The sequence below is a fragment of the Homoserinibacter sp. GY 40078 genome (genome assembly GCF_008017545.1).
GTDB lineage: Bacteria > Actinomycetota > Actinomycetes > Actinomycetales > Microbacteriaceae > Homoserinibacter.
The window spans coordinates 725,415-745,428 of record NZ_VRTZ01000002.1 but is presented as its reverse complement, the minus strand read 5'-3'; the positions used below and the strand labels follow the sequence as shown (position 1 = coordinate 745,428).

Below are 20,014 nucleotides of genomic sequence, written 5' to 3'. Positions count from 1 at the left end.
CGTTCTTGTTCGGTAGCGGGTTGCCCGCTCATTCGCGCCCCAGATCACGGTGCTGCACCGCGACAGAGACCCCGGGGAGTTCGCGGAGCCGGCGCGCCACCTCCTCGGCGACCGCCACCGAGCGGTGCTTGCCGCCCGTGCATCCGATAGCGATCGTAGCGTGGTGCTTGTTCTCGCGCCGATACCCGTCGATCACCGCACCGAGCGCACCCAGGTAGCTCGCGATGAAATCGGATGCGCCTTCTTGGGCGAGCACGTAGTCCCGCACCCGCGGGTCCTGGCCCGTGAGGGGGGCGAGTTCGCCGATCCAGAACGGGTTCGGCAGAAACCGCATGTCCGCCACCATGTCGGCGTCAGCGGGCAGCCCGTACTTGAAGCCGAAGCTCAGGACGGTGAGCTTGACGCTCGGGGCGGACTCCTCACCGAAGAGCTCGGCGACCCGCGTGGCGAGCTGGTGGATGTTGATCTCGGACGTGTCGATCACCACGTCGCTTTGCTCGCGCAGACCCGACATCCGCGAGCGTTCTGCCAGGATGCCGTCGAGCAGGGTTCCGTCACCTTGGAGGGGGTGCGGTCGGCGCACCTGTTCGAACCGTCGCACGAGGGCATCGTCGCTCGCGTCGAGGAAGATCACACGCGCCCGACCGGCGGCACGCAATTCGGTGACGATCTGCTGCGCGTCGGCGAACAGGCGCCCCCCGCGCACGTCGATCACGGCAGCGATCTTGGGGATGGCCTCCCCCGTGTGGGCGCCGAGGTCCGCGAGCGGACGGAGCATCTGGGCCGGGAGGTTGTCGACGACATACCAGCCGAGGTCTTCGAGGGCGTTCGCAACGGTCGAACGCCCCGCGCCGGACATGCCCGTCACGATGAGCATTTCTCGCCCGTCGGTGCCGTCGCTCATACCTCGTCTTCCCGTCGCCCTTCCGCCAGCCTACCGACGATGGACTCCGCGAGCTGCGGGCCGATCCCGCGGACCTCGGCCACCTCGGCGGCGTCGGCGGCCCGCAGGCGCGCCACCGAACCGAAGTGTCGGAGCAGCTCCTTCGAGCGGGCAGGCCCGAGTCCCGGGATCTCCGAGAGTACGGTCCCGATGTCCGAGCGGCGCTTCTGGCGCTGGAAGGTGATGGCGAAGCGGTGCGCCTCGTCGCGGATCCTCTGCAGCAGGAACAACGCCTCGCTTCCGCGCGGAAGGATCACCGGGAAGTCATCGTCGGGGAGCCAGATCTCCTCCAGCCGCTTCGCGATTCCGACGAGGGGGATGTCGTCGATGCCGAGCTCCTCGAGGGTCCGTGCCGCGGCCTGCACCTGGGGCTGGCCGCCGTCGACGATGAGGAGACCCGGACGGTAGGCGAACCGGCGGCGAGTCGGTGTCGTGCCCGCCACGTCGTCGGCCTCGCCCTCGCCGTCGGGGGTGTCGGCGGCGGGGTCATCGTCCAGGTGCGCAAGGCGCCGGCGCAGTACCTGAGCGATCGACTCGGTGTCGTCGGTCGTGCCCTGGACCGCGAACTTCCGGTAGTCGGACTTCTTCGCGAGGCCGTCCTCGAAGACGACCATCGACGCGACGACGTTGGTGCCCGAGAGGTGCGAGACGTCGTAGCACTCCATCCGCAGCGGCGCCTCGGCGAGACCGAGCGCCTCCTGCAGGTCGGTGAGCGCCTGCGTGCGGGCGACGTAGTCGGCCGTTCGACGCGTCTTGTAGAGCGCGAGCGACTGCTTCGCGTTCAGGGTCGCCGTCTGCAGGACGGCCGCCTTGTCGCCTCGCTTGGCGGTCTTGAGGGTCACTCCCCCGCGTTCGCGTCGGGCGCTCAGCCACTCTTCGAGCGCCGACGCGTCGTCGGGAAGCACCGGGACGATGATCTCCCGCGGCGGCGGCTGCGTGTCGTACGCCGACTCCAGCACCGACTCCACGAGCTCACCGGAGGGGATGTCGAGCTCCTTGTCCACTACCCAGCTGCGCACACCCCGGATCCGCCCGCCACGGACGACGAACTGCTGGACCGCGGCCGCCAGCTCGTCTTCCTCGATCCCGAACACGTCGACCTCGACGCCATCCGGCAGCACCACTGCACTCTTGTCGAGCACGTTCTCGAGCGCCTGGATGCGATCGCGGATCTTCGCCGCACGCTCGTACTCGAACTCCGCCGCGGCGTCGCGCATCTCGCGTTGGAGCAGGGTGATCACGCTGCGGTCGTGGCTCGCCATGAATGCGACGAACTGGTCGACGATGGCTCGGTGCTCCTCGATCGTCACCTTCTGGGAGCAGGGACCACCGCAGCGTCCGATCTGGCCGGGGAAGCATGGTCGGCCCGTCTGCATGGCCCGCTTGTAGCTCGAGTCGGAGCAGGTCCGGATCGGGAACGCCCGCACCATGAGATCGATCGTCTCGCGCACGGCCCACACCTTCGGGTAGGGACCGAAGTACCGCGCGCCCGGGATGCGGTGATTGCGGCTGACCATCACCCGCGGCGCCTCGTCGGCCAGGGTCACCACGAGGTAGGGGTAGCTCTTGTCGTCGCGGAACTTGACGTTGTACGGCGGGGAGAACTCCTTGATCCAGGTGTATTCCAGCTGGAGCGCCTCGATGTCGCTCCCGACAACCGTCCACTCCACCTTGGATGCCGCGAGCACCATATGCCGGGTGCGCTCATGGAGGCTCCGGAGCGGCTGGAAGTAGTTGGAGAGTCGTTGGCGAAGGTTCACCGCTTTGCCGACGTAGAGGATGCGGCCGGAGGAATCCGAGAACCGGTACACCCCGGGTGCGGTCGGGATCTCCCCCGCCTTCGGTCGCCACGACAGCACGTCGGCGCGCGACGGGCTCATCAGCCGGCCTTCCGTCGACCCTGACCCGCGGACTCCGCGTCGAGGAGCTCGGCGAGGAAGGCGCCGGTGTGGCTTCCGGCGGTTCGAGCGACCTTCTCCGGGGTCCCGGTGGCGATCACTTCGCCGCCGCCGGAGCCGCCCTCGGGCCCGAGGTCGATGATCCAGTCGGCGCTCTTGATCACGTCGAGATTGTGCTCGATGACGATCACGGTGTTGCCCTTGTCGACGAGGCCGCTCAGCACCTCCAGTAGCTTGCGGACGTCTTCGAAGTGGAGGCCTGTGGTCGGCTCGTCGAGCACGTAGATGCTGCGTCCGTTGGAGCGCTTCTGCAGCTCGGTTGCGAGCTTCACCCGCTGCGCCTCACCGCCGGAGAGCGTCGTGGCGCTCTGGCCGAGACGCACATATCCGAGACCCACGTCGACGAGCGTCTTGAGGTAGCGATGGATCGCCGTGATCGGCTCGAAGAACTCGGCCGCCTCGGAGATCGGCATGTCGAGCACCTCGGCGATGTTCTTGCCCTTGTAGTGCACCTGGAGGGTGTCGCGGTTGTAGCGCGCACCGTGGCACACCTCGCACGTCACGTAGACGTCCGGCAGGAAGTTCATCTCGATTTTGATGGTGCCGTCGCCCGAGCAGTTCTCGCAGCGGCCGCCCTTGACGTTGAAGCTGAAACGCCCCGGCTGGTATCCGCGGGCCTTCGCCTCCACAGTCTCCGAGAACAGGGTGCGGATTCGGTCGAACACGCCCGTGTAGGTGGCCGGGTTCGACCTCGGTGTGCGACCGATGGGTGCTTGGTCGACGTGCACGACCTTGTCGAGATGCTCGAGACCTGTCACCCGCTTGTGCTTGCCCGGCACCTGACGGGCACCGTTCAACTGGTTCGCCAGGACCCTGTAGAGGATGTCGTTCACGAGGCTCGACTTGCCCGAGCCCGAGACGCCGGTCACGGCGACCAGGGTTCCCAGCGGGAAGCTCACGGTGACGTTCTGGAGGTTGTTCGCCCGCGCGCCCTCGACGGTCAGCTGACGATCGCGGTCTATCGGGCGCCGCGTGGCCGGCATCCGGATGGCGCGTCGCCCAGCGAGGTAGTCGCCCGTGACCGATCCGTGGTTCTCGAGAAGTGCCTCGTAGCTGCCCGAGTGAACGACGCGTCCGCCGTGCTCCCCCGCCCCCGGGCCGATGTCCACGATCCAGTCCGCCGTGCGGATGGTGTCTTCGTCGTGCTCGACCACGATGAGGGTGTTGCCCAGGCCCTTGAGCTTCACGAGCGTGTCGATCAGTCGGCGGTTGTCGCGCTGGTGGAGCCCGATGGATGGCTCATCGAGCACGTAGAGGACGCCCGTGAGTCCGGATCCGATCTGGGTCGCGAGTCGGATGCGCTGGGCCTCACCGCCCGAGAGCGACCCGGCCGAGCGCGCCATGGTGAGGTACCCGAGACCCACCTCGAGCAGGAACTCGAGACGCAGCCGGATCTCTCGCAGTACCTGCGCCGCGATCCGAGCCTCGCGTTCGGTGAGCTCGAGCTGCTGCATGAAGGTGTACGAGTCGGTGAGGCTCAGCTCGGCCACCGCCGAGATGCTGTGACCGGCGACCCGCACCGCGAGCACCTCGGGCTTCAACCGCTCGCCGTGGCAGACGGGACACGGGATCTCGCGGAGGTACTCACCGTAGCGCTGCTGCGACCAGTCACTCTCGGCCTCGTGGTACTTGCGTTCGATGTAGGGCATGACACCCTCGAAGCCCGTGGAGTACTTCATCGTGCGGCCGAACCGGTTTCGCCACTGCACGACGACCTCGAAGTCGTTTCCGTGCAGGATCGCGGTCTGAACTTCTGGGGCGAGCTCTGCCCACGGAGTGTCGAGGGAGAAGTCGAGATCGCGTGCGAGGCCCTGCAGCAGGCGCTGGAAGTAGCTGTAGAGGCCCTTGCCACCCTGGTTCCACGGGAGGACGACGCCCTCGTTGAGGCTGAGGTCGGGGTCGCCGATCACGAGCTCGGTGTCGACGGCCATCTTGGTGCCGAGCCCGGAGCACTCCGGGCAGGCACCGAAGGGCGCATTGAACGAGAAGGTGCGCGGCTCGATCTCGGTGAGCTGGATCGGGTGCCCGTTCGGGCAGGCGAGCTTCTCGCTGAAGCTGCGTCGGCGGGTCTTGGCGTCCGTCGGCTCGTCGACGAAGTCGATCTCCAGCACGCCGCCCGCAAGCCCCAAGGCCGTCTCGACGGAATCCGTGAGACGCGTCAGGAGGTCGTCGGCCGACACCAGGCGGTCGACCACGACCGCGATGTCGTGCTTGTACTGCTTCTTGAGGGTCGGCGGCTCCGTGAGCTGGACCACCTCGCCGTCGACGATCGCGCGCGAGTAGCCCGCGGTGGCGAGCTCCTTGAAGAGGTCGACGAACTCGCCCTTCTTCTGCGAGACCACGGGCGCGAGCACCTGGTAGCGGGTTCCGGTGGGCAGCTCCATCAGCTGATCCGCGATCTGCTGCACTGTCTGCCGTTGGATGCGCTCCCCGCAGACCGGGCAGTGCGGCTCGCCGATGCGCGCCCACAACAGCCGCATGTAGTCGTAGATCTCGGTGATCGTTCCGACGGTCGAGCGCGGGTTCCGGTTCGTGGACTTCTGGTCGATCGAGACCGCGGGGCTCAAGCCCTCGATGAAGTCGACGTCGGGACGATCCACCTGACCGAGGAACTGACGGGCGTACGCCGAAAGCGACTCGACGTAGCGACGCTGGCCCTCGGCGAAGATCGTGTCGAACGCGAGGCTCGACTTGCCAGACCCCGAGAGGCCGGTGAACACGACGAGCGAATCGCGGGGAATCTCGAGGTCGACGTCCTGCAGATTGTGGACACGGGCCCCCCGAACGCTCAGTTTCTGGGTACCGGGAACAGGGGTGATCGACACTGAACCGATTCTACGGCTGGCCTCTGACATCGCGCCGGTCCGAGTCGTTCGCAGTCGGCGAGATCCGCCGCTACCTGACGTGCCCCACGGCCTCCATCTGACGCAGCTCCTTCTTGAGCTCGGAGAGCTCATCGCGCAGGCGCGCAGCGAGCTCGAACTTGAGCTCGCCCGCCGCCTGAAGCATCTGGCTGTTCAGGTCGGCGATGACGGCCTCCAGCTCGGCCGCGCCCTGCGCTCCGACGCCCTCGCGGCGGAGGTTGGGTGTGGGGCTCTTCCTGCGCGAGCCGTCTTGTCCCGTGCGCCCCGCGAGGAGCTTCGCGGTGTCGGCTTCTTCGCGGGCGAGCACCTCGGTGATGTCGGCGATGCGCTTGCGCAGAGGCTGGGGGTCGATGCCGTGCTCGACGTTGTAGGCGACCTGCCGCTCGCGGCGGCGATTTGTCTCGTCAATCGCGATGCGCATCGAATCGGTGAGCTCGTCCGCATACATGTGGACTTCACCCGACACGTTTCGCGCCGCGCGCCCGATGGTCTGGATGAGCGAGGTCGACGACCGCAGGAAGCCCTCCTTATCGGCGTCGAGGATCGCAACGAGCGACACCTCCGGCAGGTCGAGGCCCTCGCGCAAGAGGTTGATGCCGACGAGCACGTCGTAGACGCCCGCTCGCAGCTCCGTGAGCAACTCGACGCGGCGAAGTGTGTCGACATCGGAGTGCAGGTATCGCACGCGCACTCCGGCCTCACCGAGATAGTCGGTCAGCTCCTCGGCCATCTTCTTCGTGAGGGTCGTGACGAGCACGCGCTCATCACGCTCGACGCGTAGCCGGATCTCCTCGAGGAGGTCGTCGATCTGACCCTTACTGGGCTTGACCACGATCTGCGGATCGACGAGACCCGTGGGCCGGATGATCTGTTCGACCACCCCATCGGCCATGCCGAGCTCGTATCGTCCGGGCGTCGCCGACAAGTACACCTTCTGCCCCACGCGGGTGAGGAACTCCTCCCAGCGCAGCGGACGGTTGTCGAGGGCGCTCGGCAGTCGGAAGCCGTGCTCGACCAGAGTGCGCTTGCGGCTCGCGTCGCCCTCGTACATCGCGCCGATCTGTGGAACGGTGACGTGGGACTCGTCGATCACCACGAGGAAGTCATCCGGGAAGTAGTCGAGGAGGGTGTTCGGCGGTTGCCCCGGTGAACGCCCGTCGATATGGCGCGAGTAGTTCTCGATGCCGTTGCAGAAACCGATCTGCTCCATCATCTCGAGGTCGAACCCAGTGCGCATCCGCAGCCGTTGCGCCTCGAGGAGCTTGCCCTGCTTCTCGAGTTCTTCGAGGCGCTCAGCCAGCTCCTCCTTGATGGTGCCGATCGCGCGGTGCATCGACTCCGGGCTCGCGGCATAGTGGGTCGCCGGGAAGATGGATACCGCCTCCATCTTCCGGACCACGTCCCCGGTCAGTGGGTGCAGTGCGTAGAGAGCCTCGATCTCGTCGCCGAACATCTCGATCCGGACGGCGAGCTCCTCATAGACCGGGATGATCTCGATCGTGTCGCCGCGCACTCGGAACTTGCCGCGCGAGAAGTCGACGTCATTGCGCTCGTACTGCATGTTGATGAATCCGCGGACCAGCCGGTCGCGCGAGATCCGATCGCCGACCTGCAGCGCCACCATGGCGCCGAGGTACTCCTCGGCGGCGCCCAGACCGTAGATGCACGACACGGTCGAGACGACCACGACGTCGCGACGACTCAGGAGAGAGTTGGTCGTCGAGTGCCGGAGACGCTCGACTTCGGCGTTGATCGAGGAGTCCTTCTCGATGAAGGTGTCGGTCTGCGGGACGTACGCCTCGGGCTGGTAGTAGTCGTAGTAGCTCACGAAGTACTCGACCGCGTTGTTCGGCATGAGTTCACGGAACTCGTTGGCGAGCTGTGCCGCGAGAGTCTTGTTGTGGGCGAGCACGAGTGTCGGCCGCTGGACGGCCTCGACGAGCCAGGCCGTCGTGGCCGATTTGCCGGTTCCCGTCGCCCCGAGCAGCACGATGTCCGACTCGCCCGCGGTGACGCGCTGGGCGAGCTCCGCGATCGCGGCGGGCTGATCACCGCTCGGTCGGTACTCGCTCACCACCTCGAAGGGGCGGACGGAGCGTGTGGGCTGCATGGGATAAGCCTAGGCAGCACCGCCGACAGCCGCCGGGTCAGTCGGGCGTGCTCTCCCGCAGCCGTGACCAGAGGGCATCGACCTGCTCGAGGGTGTAATCGAGTGTGTCCCCGGCGTCGATCACATGATCTGCGATCGCGAGCCGCTGCGCCTCCGTCGCCTGCGACGTGATCCGTCGACGTGCTTCGTCCTCGTCGAGCCCGCGGAGCTCGACCAGCCGATGCAGACGCACGTCGTCGTCAACAGCGACGACCACGACACGGTCGAACTCGTCGGTGCGCCCATTGCCCTGCTGGTCGATGAGCAAGGGAACGTCGTACACGACCACTGCGGAGGGATCCGCCTCCTGTGCCGCCGCGAACAGCGCACGTGAACGCTCGCCGACCGCGGGATGCACGATCCGGTTGAGACGCTCGCGCGCATCGGGGTCGGCGAAAATCAACTCGGCCATTCGCGCACGATCGAGCCGGCCGTCGCTGTCGATGACCGATGGACCGAACTCCTCGGCGATGCGAGCGAGTGCGGGCTCTCCCGGTTCGACGACCTCGCGAGCGACCCGATCCGCATCCACGACGACCGCACCGAGTTCCGAGAATCGCTGCGCAACCGTCGACTTGCCGGATGCGATTCCGCCCGTGAGCGCGATGAGCATGCCCCCATCGTCGCACGCGCGCCTACCATGGCGGCATGCTCGAACTCCTGACGGGTGCAGGTCTCGCGGCGGCGGCGGGCCTCAACGCGTACATTCCGCTGCTCGTGGTTGGACTCGCCGCGCGGTTCGAGTGGATCCACCTGCCGGCGGGTTGGACCTGGCTCGCGAACGAGTGGGTGCTCGTGATCCTCGCCGCTCTTCTCGTGGTGGAGGTGATCGCCGACAAGATCCCCGCCGTCGACTCGGTGAACGACTGGATCCAGACGGTCGTGCGGCCCGCGTCCGGCGGGATCGTCTTTTCTGGCGGCGTCGGAGCGTCCACGGTCGCCGTCGATGATCCGGAGGCGTTCGTCTCGTCGGGCGCGTGGGTGCCCGTGGTGATCGGCATCGTGCTGGCTCTGCTGGTGCATCTTGCCAAGACCTCGGTGAGACCCGCTGCGAACCTCGCGACAGGGGGCCTGGCGGCCCCCGTGCTCAGCACGGCGGAAGACGGCGTGAGCCTCGGTCTCGTGGTTCTCGCCCTCGTCGCCCCGATTCTGGTGATCGTCGTGCTCGCCCTGTTGGTGGTGGGGTTCGTACTACTTCTCCGTCGCCGTCGCCGTCGCCGGGTGCTCGTGACGGCCCCGCCGCTCGAGGCAGACCGGGCTTAACGACGGATGGCCGACCCCGAAGGGCCGGCCATCCGTGAGACGCGATCTCAGGAGTTGCTGCTGAGCTTCTCGCGAAGTGCCGCCAGCGACTCGTCGTCGGCGAGAGTACCGACGCCCGAGCTGTCGGACGAGAACGAGTTGCCCGACGCGGGACGGTCCTCGAAGGAGTCCTCCTGCTCGGCGGCCGTGAGGATCTGCTTCTTGTGAGCCTCCCAGCGGGTCTGAGCGGCCGCGTACTCGGCCTCCCATGCGTCGCGCTGGGCCTCGAAGCCCTCGAGCCACTCGCCCGACGTCGGGTCGAAGCCCTCGGGGTACTTGTAGTTGCCCTGCTCGTCGTACTCCGTGACCATGCCGTAGAGAGCCGCGAGACCGGAGTCGAACTCGGTGCCGTGGGGGTCGATGCCCTCGTTGGCCTGCTTGAGGCTCAGCGAGATGCGACGGCGGTCGAGGTCGATGTCGATGACCTTGACGAAGACCTCGTCACCCACCGACACGACCTGCTCGGCGAGCTCGACGTGCTTGCTCGAGAGCTCGGAGATGTGCACGAGACCCTCGATGCCATCCGCGACGCGCACGAAGGCACCGAACGGGACGAGCTTCGTGACCTTTCCAGGCGCGATCTGGCCGATCGCGTGGGTACGGGCGAAGACCTGCCACGGGTCCTCCTGGGTCGCCTTGAGCGAGAGCGACACGCGCTCACGGTCGAGGTCGACCTCGAGGATCTCGACGGTGACCTCCTGGCCAACCTCGACGACCTCGGAAGCGTGCTCGATGTGCTTCCAGGACAGCTCGGAGACGTGCACGAGGCCGTCCACGCCGCCCAGGTCGACGAACGCGCCGAAGTTGACGATCGAGGACACGACGCCCTTGCGGACCTGGCCCTTCTGGAGGTTGTTGAGGAAGGTCGAACGCGACTCGGACTGCGTCTGCTCAAGAAGGGCGCGACGGCTGAGGACCACGTTGTTGCGGTTCTTGTCGAGCTCGAGGATCTTCGCCTCGAGCTCCTGGCCGAGGTACGGCGTCAGGTCGCGAACACGACGCAGCTCGATGAGCGACGCGGGCAGGAAGCCGCGGAGGCCGATGTCGACGATCAGGCCGCCCTTGACGACCTCGATGACCTGGCCGGTCACGACGCCGTCGGACTCCTTGATCTTCTCGACGTCGCCCCAGGCGCGCTCGTACTGGGCGCGCTTCTTGGAGAGGATCAGCCGACCCTCCTTGTCCTCCTTCTGAAGGACGAGGGCCTCGACGTTGTCGCCGACGGCGACGACCTCGGTGGGGTCGACGTCGTGCTTGATGGAAAGCTCGCGCGAGGGGATGACACCCTCGGTCTTGTAGCCGACGTCGAGGAGGACCTCGTCGCGGTCGATCTTGACGACGGTGCCTTCGATGAGGTCTCCGTCGTTGAAGAACTTGAGGGTCTTCTCGACCGCGGCCAGGAAGTCTTCAGCAGAACCGATGTCGTTGATCGCGACCTGCTTGGTGGCCGAGGCGGTCGTTGCGGTAGTCATGTAGTGGATGCTCCGGATGGGGACATGATCGGGCCCGAGAAGCGGTGAAACGGGGTGCTCCGCGGGCATGCGGATAGAGAAATTGCGAAATGCAACACCCTAGACTACCGCACTCCCCTGGCCAGCGCGACGACGCTGGTCGAGCACGTCGCGGATGGCCTCCGCGATCTCCGGGTGGCGGAAGCGGTATCCGCTCTCGATGAGACGCTGCGGCACGACCCACCTGCTCTTCAGAAGCAGCTCGGTCTCGGTGCGGATCATCCATGCGCCGATCTCGAGAACGGGCCGGGGCGCCGGGATCCCGACGGGCATGCCGATCGCGTGTCGGATCTCTCGCATCGCCTCGGCGCTGGTCACCGGATTCGGAGAGGCGAGGTTGACCGTACCGGAGAGCTCGGGGTGCGTCTCGATGTGGTCGAGCGCCTCGGCGACGTCGTCGAGGTGGACCCAGCTGAACATCTGGCGCCCCCAACGCGACCGGAACTCGTGCTGGGTGCCCGACGCCCTCCGAGCACGCGTGCAGAACCACGGAGTGTCCCACTGCGGCCCGCCGAGTCCGAATCGTGCGAGAGCGATGAGCGGGCTGAGGGCGCTGCCGTCGCCGAGCACGATCGCGGTGCGGATCGCCACCCGGCGCACGTCGTCACCGATCGGGGCTGCAAGAAACGCCTCCTCCCACGCCCGGGCGACGGAGACGGAGAACCCCGAGCCCAGTTCGCCATCCGACTCGGTCATCGGGCGATCATCGGCGTGACGGTAGATCGTCGCGGTCGACGAGTTCACCCACACCTGGGGCGGGGCCGAGGCGCCGGCGACGGCCTCCCCCAACTCCCGGGTGGTGTCGACGCGCGAGCGCAGGATCTCCTCCCGGTTCTTGGCGTCGTACCGGCAGTTGACGCTTCGCCCCGCGAGATTGACGAGCAGAGACGATCCGTCGATCACCCGGCGGATGCCGTCGGGGTCGCCCCAGAGGGCGTCCGCGTCGTGTCGCCCGATGGTGCGGACCTCACGCCCCGCGGCGCGCCAGCGCTCGACGAGGTGGCGCCCCATGAATCCGGATGCGCCGGCGACGACGACCGCCCCCGTGGTCATTCGTCGTCCGCCGCTGCCCGCTCGATGCGGTACACAAAAGATCCGGCGTACTCGTACGCGCGACCCACGAGCGGCAGGGTGAGTGTGAGTTCGACGTGCTGCCGCCCGTCGGGGAGCACCCGCTCGACGACACTGATGCGCGGCGACCATCGTGCGGGGAGCGTGAGGCGCAGGCCGAAGAGCTCGATACCGACGCGTCCGGACGTGATCCTCAGGCCCTCATCGTCCGGAGCGATCTCGAGTTCGGTGACGATGCGCTCCCCCGCGCCGAGCCGCTGCCGGAGGCCCCGCTTCGTCCAGAGGATCCGATCCGTCATCGTGCGGTCGCCCGACGCGAACCGGAACCTGCGCACACCGACGAGCCCGTGGGGGGTCGGCACGTTCACGATGGTGAAGGGAACCGCGTGCTCCCACACGGGCCAGACGATGTTCCAGCGCGCGAGGATCGCGAGAAGCGGCCACAGCCACCGACGCGGGGTTCCGACACGGGTGAAGACTCCGTCACCGATGCCGTGCGCACCGAACGGGGCGCCGCCGAAGTAGTCCTGGAGGGAGGGAGCCAGGCGCTCCACATCGGCTCCCAGCGCAGCCGCCCATGGGGTTCCCGCGGTGGGTGCAGGCCTGCTCACGGAAGAAGCGCAGCGCGCAGGGTGTCGAGCCCCACACCGCCGAGATCGAGCGCGTTCTTGTGGAAGTCGCGGAACGAGAACTTCGCACCTGCTCGGCTCTGGGCATCGTCGCGGATCTGCTCCCAGATCCGCTGCCCGACCTTGTATGAGGGCGCCTGCCCGGGCCAGCCGAGGTAGCGGTTCACCTCGAAGCGCACGAACGCGTCGTCCATGTTGACGTTCGCGCGCATGAAGGCGAGCGCGAAGTCTGCGTCCCAGTCGCCGTCCGCGTCGAGGTCCTCGAGGCCGCGGATGCGCGGCTTCGGCTTGCCGAGATGCACACCGATGTCGAGAACGACGCGTGCCGCACGCATGCGCTGGCCATCGAGCATCCCCAGACGGTCGGCGGGATCGTCGAGATACCCGAGCTCTTCCATCAGGCGCTCCGCATACAGCGCCCACCCCTCCGCGTGACCGCTCGTGCCCGCGAGCTGGCGTCGCCACGTGTTCAGCTCGGCACGGTTGTAGACGGCTTGACCGATCTGGAGGTGGTGACCGGGGACCCCCTCATGGAAGACGGTCGTCTTCTCGCGCCACGTGTCGAACTCGGTGACTCCCTCGGGAACGCTCCACCACATCCGCCCGGGGCGACTGAAGTCGTCCGAAGGCCCGGTGTAGTAGATGCCGCCGTCCTGGGTGGGGGCGATCATGCACTCAAGCGCTCGTACGGGCTCGGGGATCGCGAAGTGCGTGCGGCCGAGCTCGTCGACGACGCGATCTGAGAGCTCCTGCATCCATGCACGCAACGCGTCGGTGCCGTGGAGTTTGCGGCTCGGGTCCTGCTCGAGGTGGGCGACCGCTTCGGCGACCGTGGCACCGGAGAGCACCTCGGACGCGACTCGCGTCTGCTCGTCGATCATCCGCTCGAGCTCGTCGATGCCCCACGCGTAGGTCTCGTCGAGGTCGATCTCGGCCCCGAGGAAGTGCCGTGAACGGAGTGCGTAGTGCTCGCGCCCGACGCCATCCGCCTCGCCCGCGACCGGAAGCAGCTCGGAGTCGAGGAACTCGCCGAGCTGGCGATAGGCCTCGGCGGAGGCGGCGGCTCCCCGTTCGAGATCAGCGCGCAGGGCGCCGGGCAGCTCGCTGCCCTCGACGCTCGCACCGGCGGCGAACTGGTCGAAGAAGCCGTCCGGGCGGCCGTTGCGTCGGGCCTGCTCCGCGACCTCGCGCACCTGACGCCTGGCGGGAACGATTCCGCGCTCGGCGCCCGCGCGAAGTGTCGCGATGTATCCCGCGACGGCGCCCGGGAGATTGCTCATGCGTTCGGCGATCGTCGCCCAGTCGCTCTCGGTGGCCGTGGGCATGAGATCGAAGGACTCGCGGATCTCCTGCGCGGGCGAGGCGATGACGTTCAGGTCGCGCAGGTGCAGTCCTGCATCGTGCGCCTCAAGCGAAAGGCGGGATTCGGCCAGCAGGTCCGTCTTGGTCACCTCGTCGACGGCGTCCGTCGGGGCGGCCGCCTCCAGCTGCGTCACGAGCTCGCGCGTGGCGGAGGCGAGGCGGTCATGACCCTCCGGCGACAGGTCGCCGTACTCCCCGGTGCGCCCCGGAACGCCGATCCAGATGGCCACATCGGGGACGAGATCCACGAGCGTCGAGACCCATCCCTCGGCGATCGCATCGATGGGGGTTGCGGGGCGCTGCTCAGTCATGAGATCAACCCTAGGCGCCTCGTCCGACCTCCGACGAGTGACCTCCGGCCCCGAGGTCACTCCTGGTCGAGATCGCGTTCCAGCATGTCGGCGAGGGCGTCGAGCGCGGCGTCCGCATCATCCCCATCGCTCGTGAGAGTCACGCGCTCCCCGTGGTCGATCCCCAGAGACAGCACCCCGAGGATGCTCGCCGCATTGACGCTGCGCCCGGATGCTGCGGTGAGCGTGACCCGTGCGGGCGCCTGGGCGGCGGCCTGCGAGAACAGTGCGGCAGGGCGTGCGTGCAGACCCACGCGACTCGCGACGACGACAGTGCGTTCCGGCATGCGCCCTCCTCTCGGCTCCATTGCCCGCATCCGCGGACGAATGCATTCCGTCTAGTGTGCGGCAGCGTCCCAGTTCGGGCCAGTCCCGAGCTGCACATCGAGGGGAACAGAGAGCTCGGCTGCCCCCGCCATCCCCGCCGTCACGATCGTCGTGAGCGCGTCCTGTTCGCCCGGCGCGACCTCGAACACGAGCTCGTCGTGCACCTGCAGGAGCATGCGGCTCTCGAGTTGTTGCGCTCGGATCTCGGCGTCGATCGTGAGCATGGCGCGCTTGATGATGTCTGCGGCCGACCCCTGGATGGGCGAATTGAGCGCCTGGCGCTCGGCGTTCTCGCGCAGCACGCGATTCGTCGAGGCGAGGTCGGAGAACGGCCGACGGCGTCCGAAGATCGTCGTCGTGTATCCGTCCACGCGCGCCTGCTCGACGACGCCTCGAAGGTAGTCGCGGACGGCGCCGAACCTCGCGAAGTAGTCGGCCATGAGCTCGCGCGCCTCGGCGACTTCGATGCGCAGCTGCTTCGAGAGTCCGAACGCCGAGAGCCCGTATGCGAGGCCGTAGGACATGGCCTTGACCTTCGTCCGCATGGTGGGCGTGACGTCTGCGGGATCGACACCGAAGATCCGTGCGCCGACGAAGCGGTGCAGGTCTTCGCCCGAACGGAAGGCTTCGATGAGACCCGCGTCTTCGGAGAGGTGCGCCATGATCCGCATCTCGATCTGCGAATAGTCGGCCGTCAGGAGCGACTCGAACCCCTCGCCGGCGAGGAACGCAGACCGCACCTCGCGGCCCACCTCGGTCTTCACGGGGATGTTCTGGAGGTTCGGATCGTTCGACGAGATGCGACCGGTCGCCGAACCCGTCTGCTCGTAGCTCGTGTGGATCCGCTCGTCCGAACCGATCGCCGTCTTCAGGGTCTCGACGATCTGGCGGATCTTCGTCGCGTCGCGATGCTGGAGCAACAGCGCGAGGAACGGATGCGGATGCTGCTCCTGCAGGTCGGCGAGAGCCTGGGCGTCGGTCGAGTAGCCGGTCTTGTTGGCGCGGGTCTTCGGCATGCCCAGTTGATCGAAGAGGACCTCTTGCAGCTGCTTCGGCGAGCCCAGGTTCACCTCGCGGCCGATCTCGGCGTACGCCTGCTGCGCGATCTCGGTGGCGCGCGTTCCGAGCCGGGTGTCGAGCTCTGCCAGCACATCGCGGGAGACCCGGATGCCCTGGAGCTCCATGCGCGCGAGCACCGGGATCAGCGGCGACTCGATGTCGCGCTGGACGCCGAGCGACCCCGGGTCGAGGCGTGCGTCGAGCTCCTGCGAGAGCCGCAGGAGGAACCATGCCTCGGTGGCCGGACTCAGCGGCTCGGTCTCAGGGACGAGCTGGCGCGGATCGGGCTCGGGGAAGGCCTCACCGAGGTAGTAGTAGACGAGCCCGCCGAGGCTGTCGGCCTTGCCGCCCGGACGGAGAAGCCAGGCGGTGAGCGCGGTGTCGGCGGCGATGCCCTCGAGCACGAGCCCGGTTCCCTGAAGCGACTTCAGCTGACGCTTGGCGTCGTGCAGCACCTTCGGTGCGTCGCTCGCGAGCCAGGCCTCGAGGGCCGTGTAATCCGGACGACCGGGAGCCCACGGCACCCAGGCGGTCTCGGTGAGGCTCGCGATGCCGAACCCCTCGATCTGTCCGCCCGTGCTCGCGATGCGGAGCCCGAGAGGGGCGGTCCCGTCGCCGGATTGGGTTCGCAGCCACTTCGCGAGTTCTTCGTCGACCATCGTGCGTACGGCGGGCGCCTGCGCGCCCGGCGCCGCTTCCGCCTCCACGAGGCCGGTATCGGCGGCTGCCCCCTCGATCTTGAACACCCGGTCGAGCAGCGTGCGGAACTGCAACCGGTCGAACACGGCGCGCACGGCGGTCGCATCGATCGGTTTGCGTTCGAGATCCGCGGGCGCGAGAGGGAGCTCCACGTCGCGCACGAGTCGATTGAGGCGGCGATTGCGCACCACGCGATCCTGCTGTGCGCGGAGATTCTGACCGACCACTCCTCCGATGTCGTCGGCATGCGCGAGCAGCTCGTCGACCGTGCCGTACTGCTGGATCCACTTCACGGCGGTCTTCTCGCCGACCTTGTCGACGCCCGGCAGGTTGTCGCTCGTCTCGCCGACGAGCGCCGCGATCTCGGGATACTGCTCGGGGCGGATGCCGTAGCGCTCGATGACGGCCTCGGTGTCGTAGAGCTTCAGCTCCGACACGCCACGGGCATTCGGGTAGAGCAGCGTCACGTTGTCGTCGACGAGCTGGATGGTGTCGCGGTCTCCTGAGACCACGAGGACCCGATATCCGGCTTCCGCACCGCGGGTCGCGAGTGTGGCGAGGATGTCGTCCGCCTCGTAGTCCTCTTTGGAGAGGGTGCGGATGTTCATGGCCGCGAGGGCCTCTTCCAGCAGCGGCACCTGCCCCACGAACTCGGGCGGCGTCTCGCCGCGAGTTCCCTTGTAGTCCTCGTATTCGCGTGTGCGGAAGGAGTACCTCGAGATATCGAACGCGACCCCGAGATGTGTCGGCTTCTGCTGCTGGAGCAGGTTCAGCAGCATCGAGATGAAGCCATGGATGGCGTTCGTGTGCTGCCCGTCGCGGGTGACGAAGCTGTCGACCGGTAGGGCGTAGAACGCACGGAACGCCAGCGAATGGCCGTCGATGAGCAGGAGCGTAGGCTTTTCTTCCGGCACGGGGCCAGCCTATCCGGAGGGCCCGACACCCCACCGATCCCGATGGAGCGCTCATGGTCATCCTCCCGCCCGACCTCGATCCCGAGCTCGTCGCTCGCCTCGGCGAGTCCGGCGGCGGTGAGCTGCCGCTGCGGATGGGCATCGAGTTCCTGGAGCTCTCCGCGGCGCACTCGGTGGCGCGCATGCCCGTCGAGGGCAACCGGCAGGTCGTGGGGCTCCTGCACGGCGGCGCCCACGTGGTGCTCGGCGAGTCGCTCGGATCGATCTCATCCGCGATCCACGCGGGCCCTGGGCGCTACGCGGTGGGCATCGAGATCAACGCGACCCATTCGCGGTCGATCACGGACGGCTGGGTCACCGGAACCTGCACTGCGCTCGTGCTCGGCCGCACCTTGTGCACGCACGAGATCGTCATGACCGACGACGAGGGCCGACGCCTCTCGACGGTGAGAATGACGAACTACCTCCGCGACCGCTGATCCGCGCCGCTCCCCCTCATCCCCACATCCCGCGAGATGTCGAAAAACGCGGGTTTCGGGGCGCGAGATGTGCAGAAATGGACATCTCGCGGGATGGGGCAGCTACTTCTTGGGGGCCAGCTGGTCGATGATCGCCTGGGCCACGTCGTGCATGGTGAGGCGGCGGTCCATGGAAGCCTTCTGGATCCAGCGGAACGCATCCGGCTCGCTGAGGCCCATCTTCTCGTTGAGGAGGCCCTTCGCCCGATCCACGAGCTTGCGGGTCTCGAAGCGCTCGACCATGTCGGCCACCTCGGCCTCGAGGGTCACGATCTGCTGGTAGCGGCTGAGCGCGATCTCGATGGCCGGCAGCAGGTCGTTCGGCGTGAACGGCTTCACAACGTATGCGAGCGCTCCGGCCTCGGACGCACGCTCGACGAGTTCCTTCTGGCTGAACGCCGTGAGGAGCACGACCGGGGCGATGTGGTTCTTCGTGAGCCGCTCGGCCGCGGAGATGCCGTCGAGCTGCGGCATCTTGACATCCATGACGACGAGATCGGGGCGCAGATCGGTCGCGAGAGCCACGGCCGTCTCGCCGTCTCCCGCCTCGCCGACCACGTCGAAGCCGTTGTCGCGCAGGATCTCGACGATGTCGAGACGGATGAGCGACTCGTCTTCCGCGACGACGACACGACGGGGCGCTGCGGGGGATGCTTCCGACTCACTCACCCCTCGATCCTACGGTAACGTCAGGGTGCTGCGACGATCCGGTCGACCGGGTCCGGCAGCATGCCGGTGTGGCGGAATGGCAGACGCGACCGACTCAAAATCGGTTGTCCGTGAGGACGTGTGGGTTCGACCCCCACCACCGGCACCGCGAACGACGAACGGCGCCGACCCCGAAGGGTGGCGCCGTTCGCCGTCTCGTCGAAGGCTCAGTCGGCGTGGTCGCCGGACTCCCAGACGGGCGTGAGCTTGTTGATCGCATCCCCGACGACGTGCACGCGCAGGTCGTTCGTGGAGCCGGGGATTCCAGGAGGGGAACCGGAGATCACGACGACGCGGTCGCCGATCTCGGCCAAGCCCTCGCTCAGCAGGATGTCGTCCACCTGCTTGTACATCGCGTCGGTGTGCTTCACACGCTCGACGGTGAACGACTCGATGCCCCACGTGAGGTTCATCCGGCGGCGGATGCTCTCCTCGGGCGTGAAGGCGATCATCGGGATGTACTCGCGGAGGCGCGACATGCGCCGGGCCGAGTCGCCCGACTCGGTGAAGATGCAGAGGTACTTCGCCTCAACGAAGTCGGCGACTTCTGCTGCGGCGAGAGTGATCGCGCCGCCCTGGGTGCGGGGCTTGGTGCCAAGCGGTGCGATGCGCTCCAACCCGTGCTCCTCGGTCGACTGGATGATCCGCGCCATCGTCTGGACGGTCACGACCGGGTACTCCCCCACGCTCGTCTCGCCCGAGAGCATCACGGCGTCGGCACCGTCGAGGACCGCGTTGGCGACATCCGACGCCTCGGCGCGGGTCGGCACGGGCGCGTGAGTCATCGACTCCAGCATCTGGGTTGCGACGATGACGGGCTTCGCCATCCGGCGGCAGAGCTCCACCGCCCGCTTCTGCACGACCGGGACCGCCTCGAGCGGGAGCTCGACGGCGAGGTCGCCGCGCGCCACCATGATGCCGTCGAAGGCGTCGATGATCTCCTCGAGCGCGTCGACGGCCTGCGGCTTCTCGATCTTGGCGATCACGGGGACCTTGCGTCCCTCCTCGGCCATGATCTCGTGGACGCGGTTGACGTCTTCGGCGTTCCGGACGAACGAGAGCGCAATGTAGTCGGCACCGAGCTTGAGGCCCCAGCGGAGGTCCGCCTCGTCCTTCTCCGAGAGCGCGGGCACGTTGACGGCGACGCCCGGGAGGTTGATCCCCTTGTTGTTCGACACCGGCCCCGCGACGATCACCTCGGTGCGGACGCGGATGCCGTCCGTGTCGAGCACCTTGACCTTGACCTTGCCGTCATCGATCAGGAGGAAATCGCCCGGCGCCACGTCCTGCGGCAAGCCCTTGAAGGTCGTACCCACGAGCTCCTTGGTGCCCGCGACGTCCTCGGTGGTGATGGTGAAGATGTCGCCCACCTCGAGCTCGTGGGGACCGTCGGCGAACTTGCCGAGGCGGATCTTGGGCCCCTGCAGGTCGACGAGGACCGCGACCGGCTCCCCTGCGTCGTCCGCCGCGCGCCGCACGTTGGCGTAGACCTCCTCGTGGACGTCGTAGCTGCCGTGGCTGAGGTTCATCCGGGCGACATTGACGCCCGCCTCGATGATGGCGCGCAGGTTCTCATACGACGACGTGGCAGGGCCGAGCGTCGCGACGATCTTGGCTCGTCTCATGATTCCTTCAGGTTGATGGTGGGTG

Annotated in this window: 15 protein-coding genes and 1 tRNA gene; 3 read left to right on the top strand and 13 right to left on the bottom strand. The window is 67.5% G+C overall.

What is annotated here, in order from left to right:
• Positions 1-28: 28 nt before the first annotated feature.
• Genes rapZ through coaE form a run of 5 tightly spaced genes read right to left on the bottom strand, consistent with a single transcriptional unit; the run spans position 29 to position 8,527 of the window.
• A complete protein-coding gene (gene rapZ, locus FVQ89_RS12280; protein ID WP_147902209.1) occupies positions 29-904 on the bottom strand; it encodes an RNase adapter RapZ in 876 nt (291 codons plus the stop codon).
• On the bottom strand, positions 901-2,823 hold the full coding sequence (uvrC, locus tag FVQ89_RS12275; protein WP_147902208.1) for an excinuclease ABC subunit UvrC: 1,923 nt from the start codon (positions 2,821-2,823) through the stop codon (positions 901-903). Before uvrC ends, rapZ begins: the two co-directional genes overlap by 4 nt.
• A complete protein-coding gene (uvrA, locus tag FVQ89_RS12270; RefSeq protein ID WP_370454472.1) occupies positions 2,823-5,756 on the bottom strand; it encodes an excinuclease ABC subunit UvrA in 2,934 nt (977 codons plus the stop codon). Before uvrA ends, uvrC begins: the two co-directional genes overlap by 1 nt.
• 40 nt (positions 5,757-5,796) lie before the next feature.
• Complete coding sequence (gene uvrB / locus FVQ89_RS12265; protein ID WP_147902206.1) at positions 5,797-7,875, bottom strand: excinuclease ABC subunit UvrB; 2,079 nt, start codon at positions 7,873-7,875, stop codon at positions 5,797-5,799.
• Positions 7,876-7,912: 37 nt separating this feature from the next.
• Positions 7,913-8,527 carry a dephospho-CoA kinase gene (gene coaE, locus FVQ89_RS12260; protein WP_147902205.1) on the bottom strand — a complete coding sequence of 205 codons (615 nt, stop codon included), beginning with the start codon at positions 8,525-8,527 and terminating at the stop codon, positions 7,913-7,915.
• 35 nt (positions 8,528-8,562) lie between these two features.
• On the opposite strand from coaE, the gene FVQ89_RS12255 reads away from it, so the two are divergent.
• Positions 8,563-9,177: a DUF4126 domain-containing protein gene (locus tag FVQ89_RS12255; RefSeq protein WP_147902204.1), complete on the top strand. Its 615-nt coding sequence runs from the start codon at positions 8,563-8,565 to the stop codon at positions 9,175-9,177.
• Between the two features lie 47 nt (positions 9,178-9,224).
• Here FVQ89_RS12255 and rpsA read toward each other — a convergent pair whose 3' ends face one another.
• The 6 genes from rpsA to polA form a co-directional block, all read right to left on the bottom strand.
• Positions 9,225-10,688 carry a 30S ribosomal protein S1 gene (rpsA, locus tag FVQ89_RS12250; protein WP_147902203.1) on the bottom strand — a complete coding sequence of 488 codons (1,464 nt, stop codon included), beginning with the start codon at positions 10,686-10,688 and terminating at the stop codon, positions 9,225-9,227.
• Positions 10,689-10,787: 99 nt separating this feature from the next.
• Entirely contained in the window at positions 10,788-11,780 is a 993-nt protein-coding gene (locus tag FVQ89_RS12245; protein ID WP_147902202.1) for an epimerase, read from the bottom strand.
• Complete coding sequence (locus FVQ89_RS12240) at positions 11,777-12,409, bottom strand: DUF4166 domain-containing protein (protein WP_147902201.1); 633 nt, start codon at positions 12,407-12,409, stop codon at positions 11,777-11,779. Before FVQ89_RS12240 ends, FVQ89_RS12245 begins: the two co-directional genes overlap by 4 nt.
• Positions 12,406-14,100 carry a DUF885 domain-containing protein gene (locus FVQ89_RS12235; protein ID WP_147902200.1) on the bottom strand — a complete coding sequence of 565 codons (1,695 nt, stop codon included), beginning with the start codon at positions 14,098-14,100 and terminating at the stop codon, positions 12,406-12,408. The genes FVQ89_RS12240 and FVQ89_RS12235 overlap by 4 nt, the downstream gene beginning before the upstream one ends.
• A 56-nt stretch (positions 14,101-14,156) precedes the next feature.
• Positions 14,157-14,426: an HPr family phosphocarrier protein gene (locus FVQ89_RS12230; RefSeq protein WP_147902199.1), complete on the bottom strand. Its 270-nt coding sequence runs from the start codon at positions 14,424-14,426 to the stop codon at positions 14,157-14,159.
• Positions 14,427-14,477: 51 nt separating this feature from the next.
• Positions 14,478-17,138, bottom strand: a complete 2,661-nt coding sequence (gene polA, locus FVQ89_RS12225) for a DNA polymerase I (RefSeq protein WP_147902198.1) — start codon at positions 17,136-17,138, stop codon at positions 14,478-14,480.
• 53 nt (positions 17,139-17,191) lie between these two features.
• Here polA and FVQ89_RS12220 point away from each other — a divergent pair, with 53 nt between their 5' ends.
• The gene (locus tag FVQ89_RS12220) at positions 17,192-17,617 is read left to right on the top strand and encodes a PaaI family thioesterase (protein ID WP_147902197.1); all 426 of its coding nucleotides are present in this window, start codon (positions 17,192-17,194) and stop codon (positions 17,615-17,617) included.
• Positions 17,618-17,719: 102 nt separating this feature from the next.
• Here FVQ89_RS12220 and FVQ89_RS12215 read toward each other — a convergent pair whose 3' ends face one another.
• Positions 17,720-18,325 carry an ANTAR domain-containing response regulator gene (locus FVQ89_RS12215; RefSeq protein WP_147902196.1) on the bottom strand — a complete coding sequence of 202 codons (606 nt, stop codon included), beginning with the start codon at positions 18,323-18,325 and terminating at the stop codon, positions 17,720-17,722.
• A 62-nt stretch (positions 18,326-18,387) separates the two neighbouring features.
• Between FVQ89_RS12215 and FVQ89_RS12210 the strand changes: the two genes are divergently transcribed.
• Positions 18,388-18,470: transfer RNA gene (locus FVQ89_RS12210), tRNA-Leu, on the top strand.
• Positions 18,471-18,531: 61 nt separating this feature from the next.
• Here FVQ89_RS12210 and pyk read toward each other — a convergent pair.
• Entirely contained in the window at positions 18,532-19,989 is a 1,458-nt protein-coding gene (gene pyk, locus FVQ89_RS12205) for a pyruvate kinase (protein WP_147902195.1), read from the bottom strand.
• Positions 19,990-20,014 lie beyond the last annotated feature (25 nt).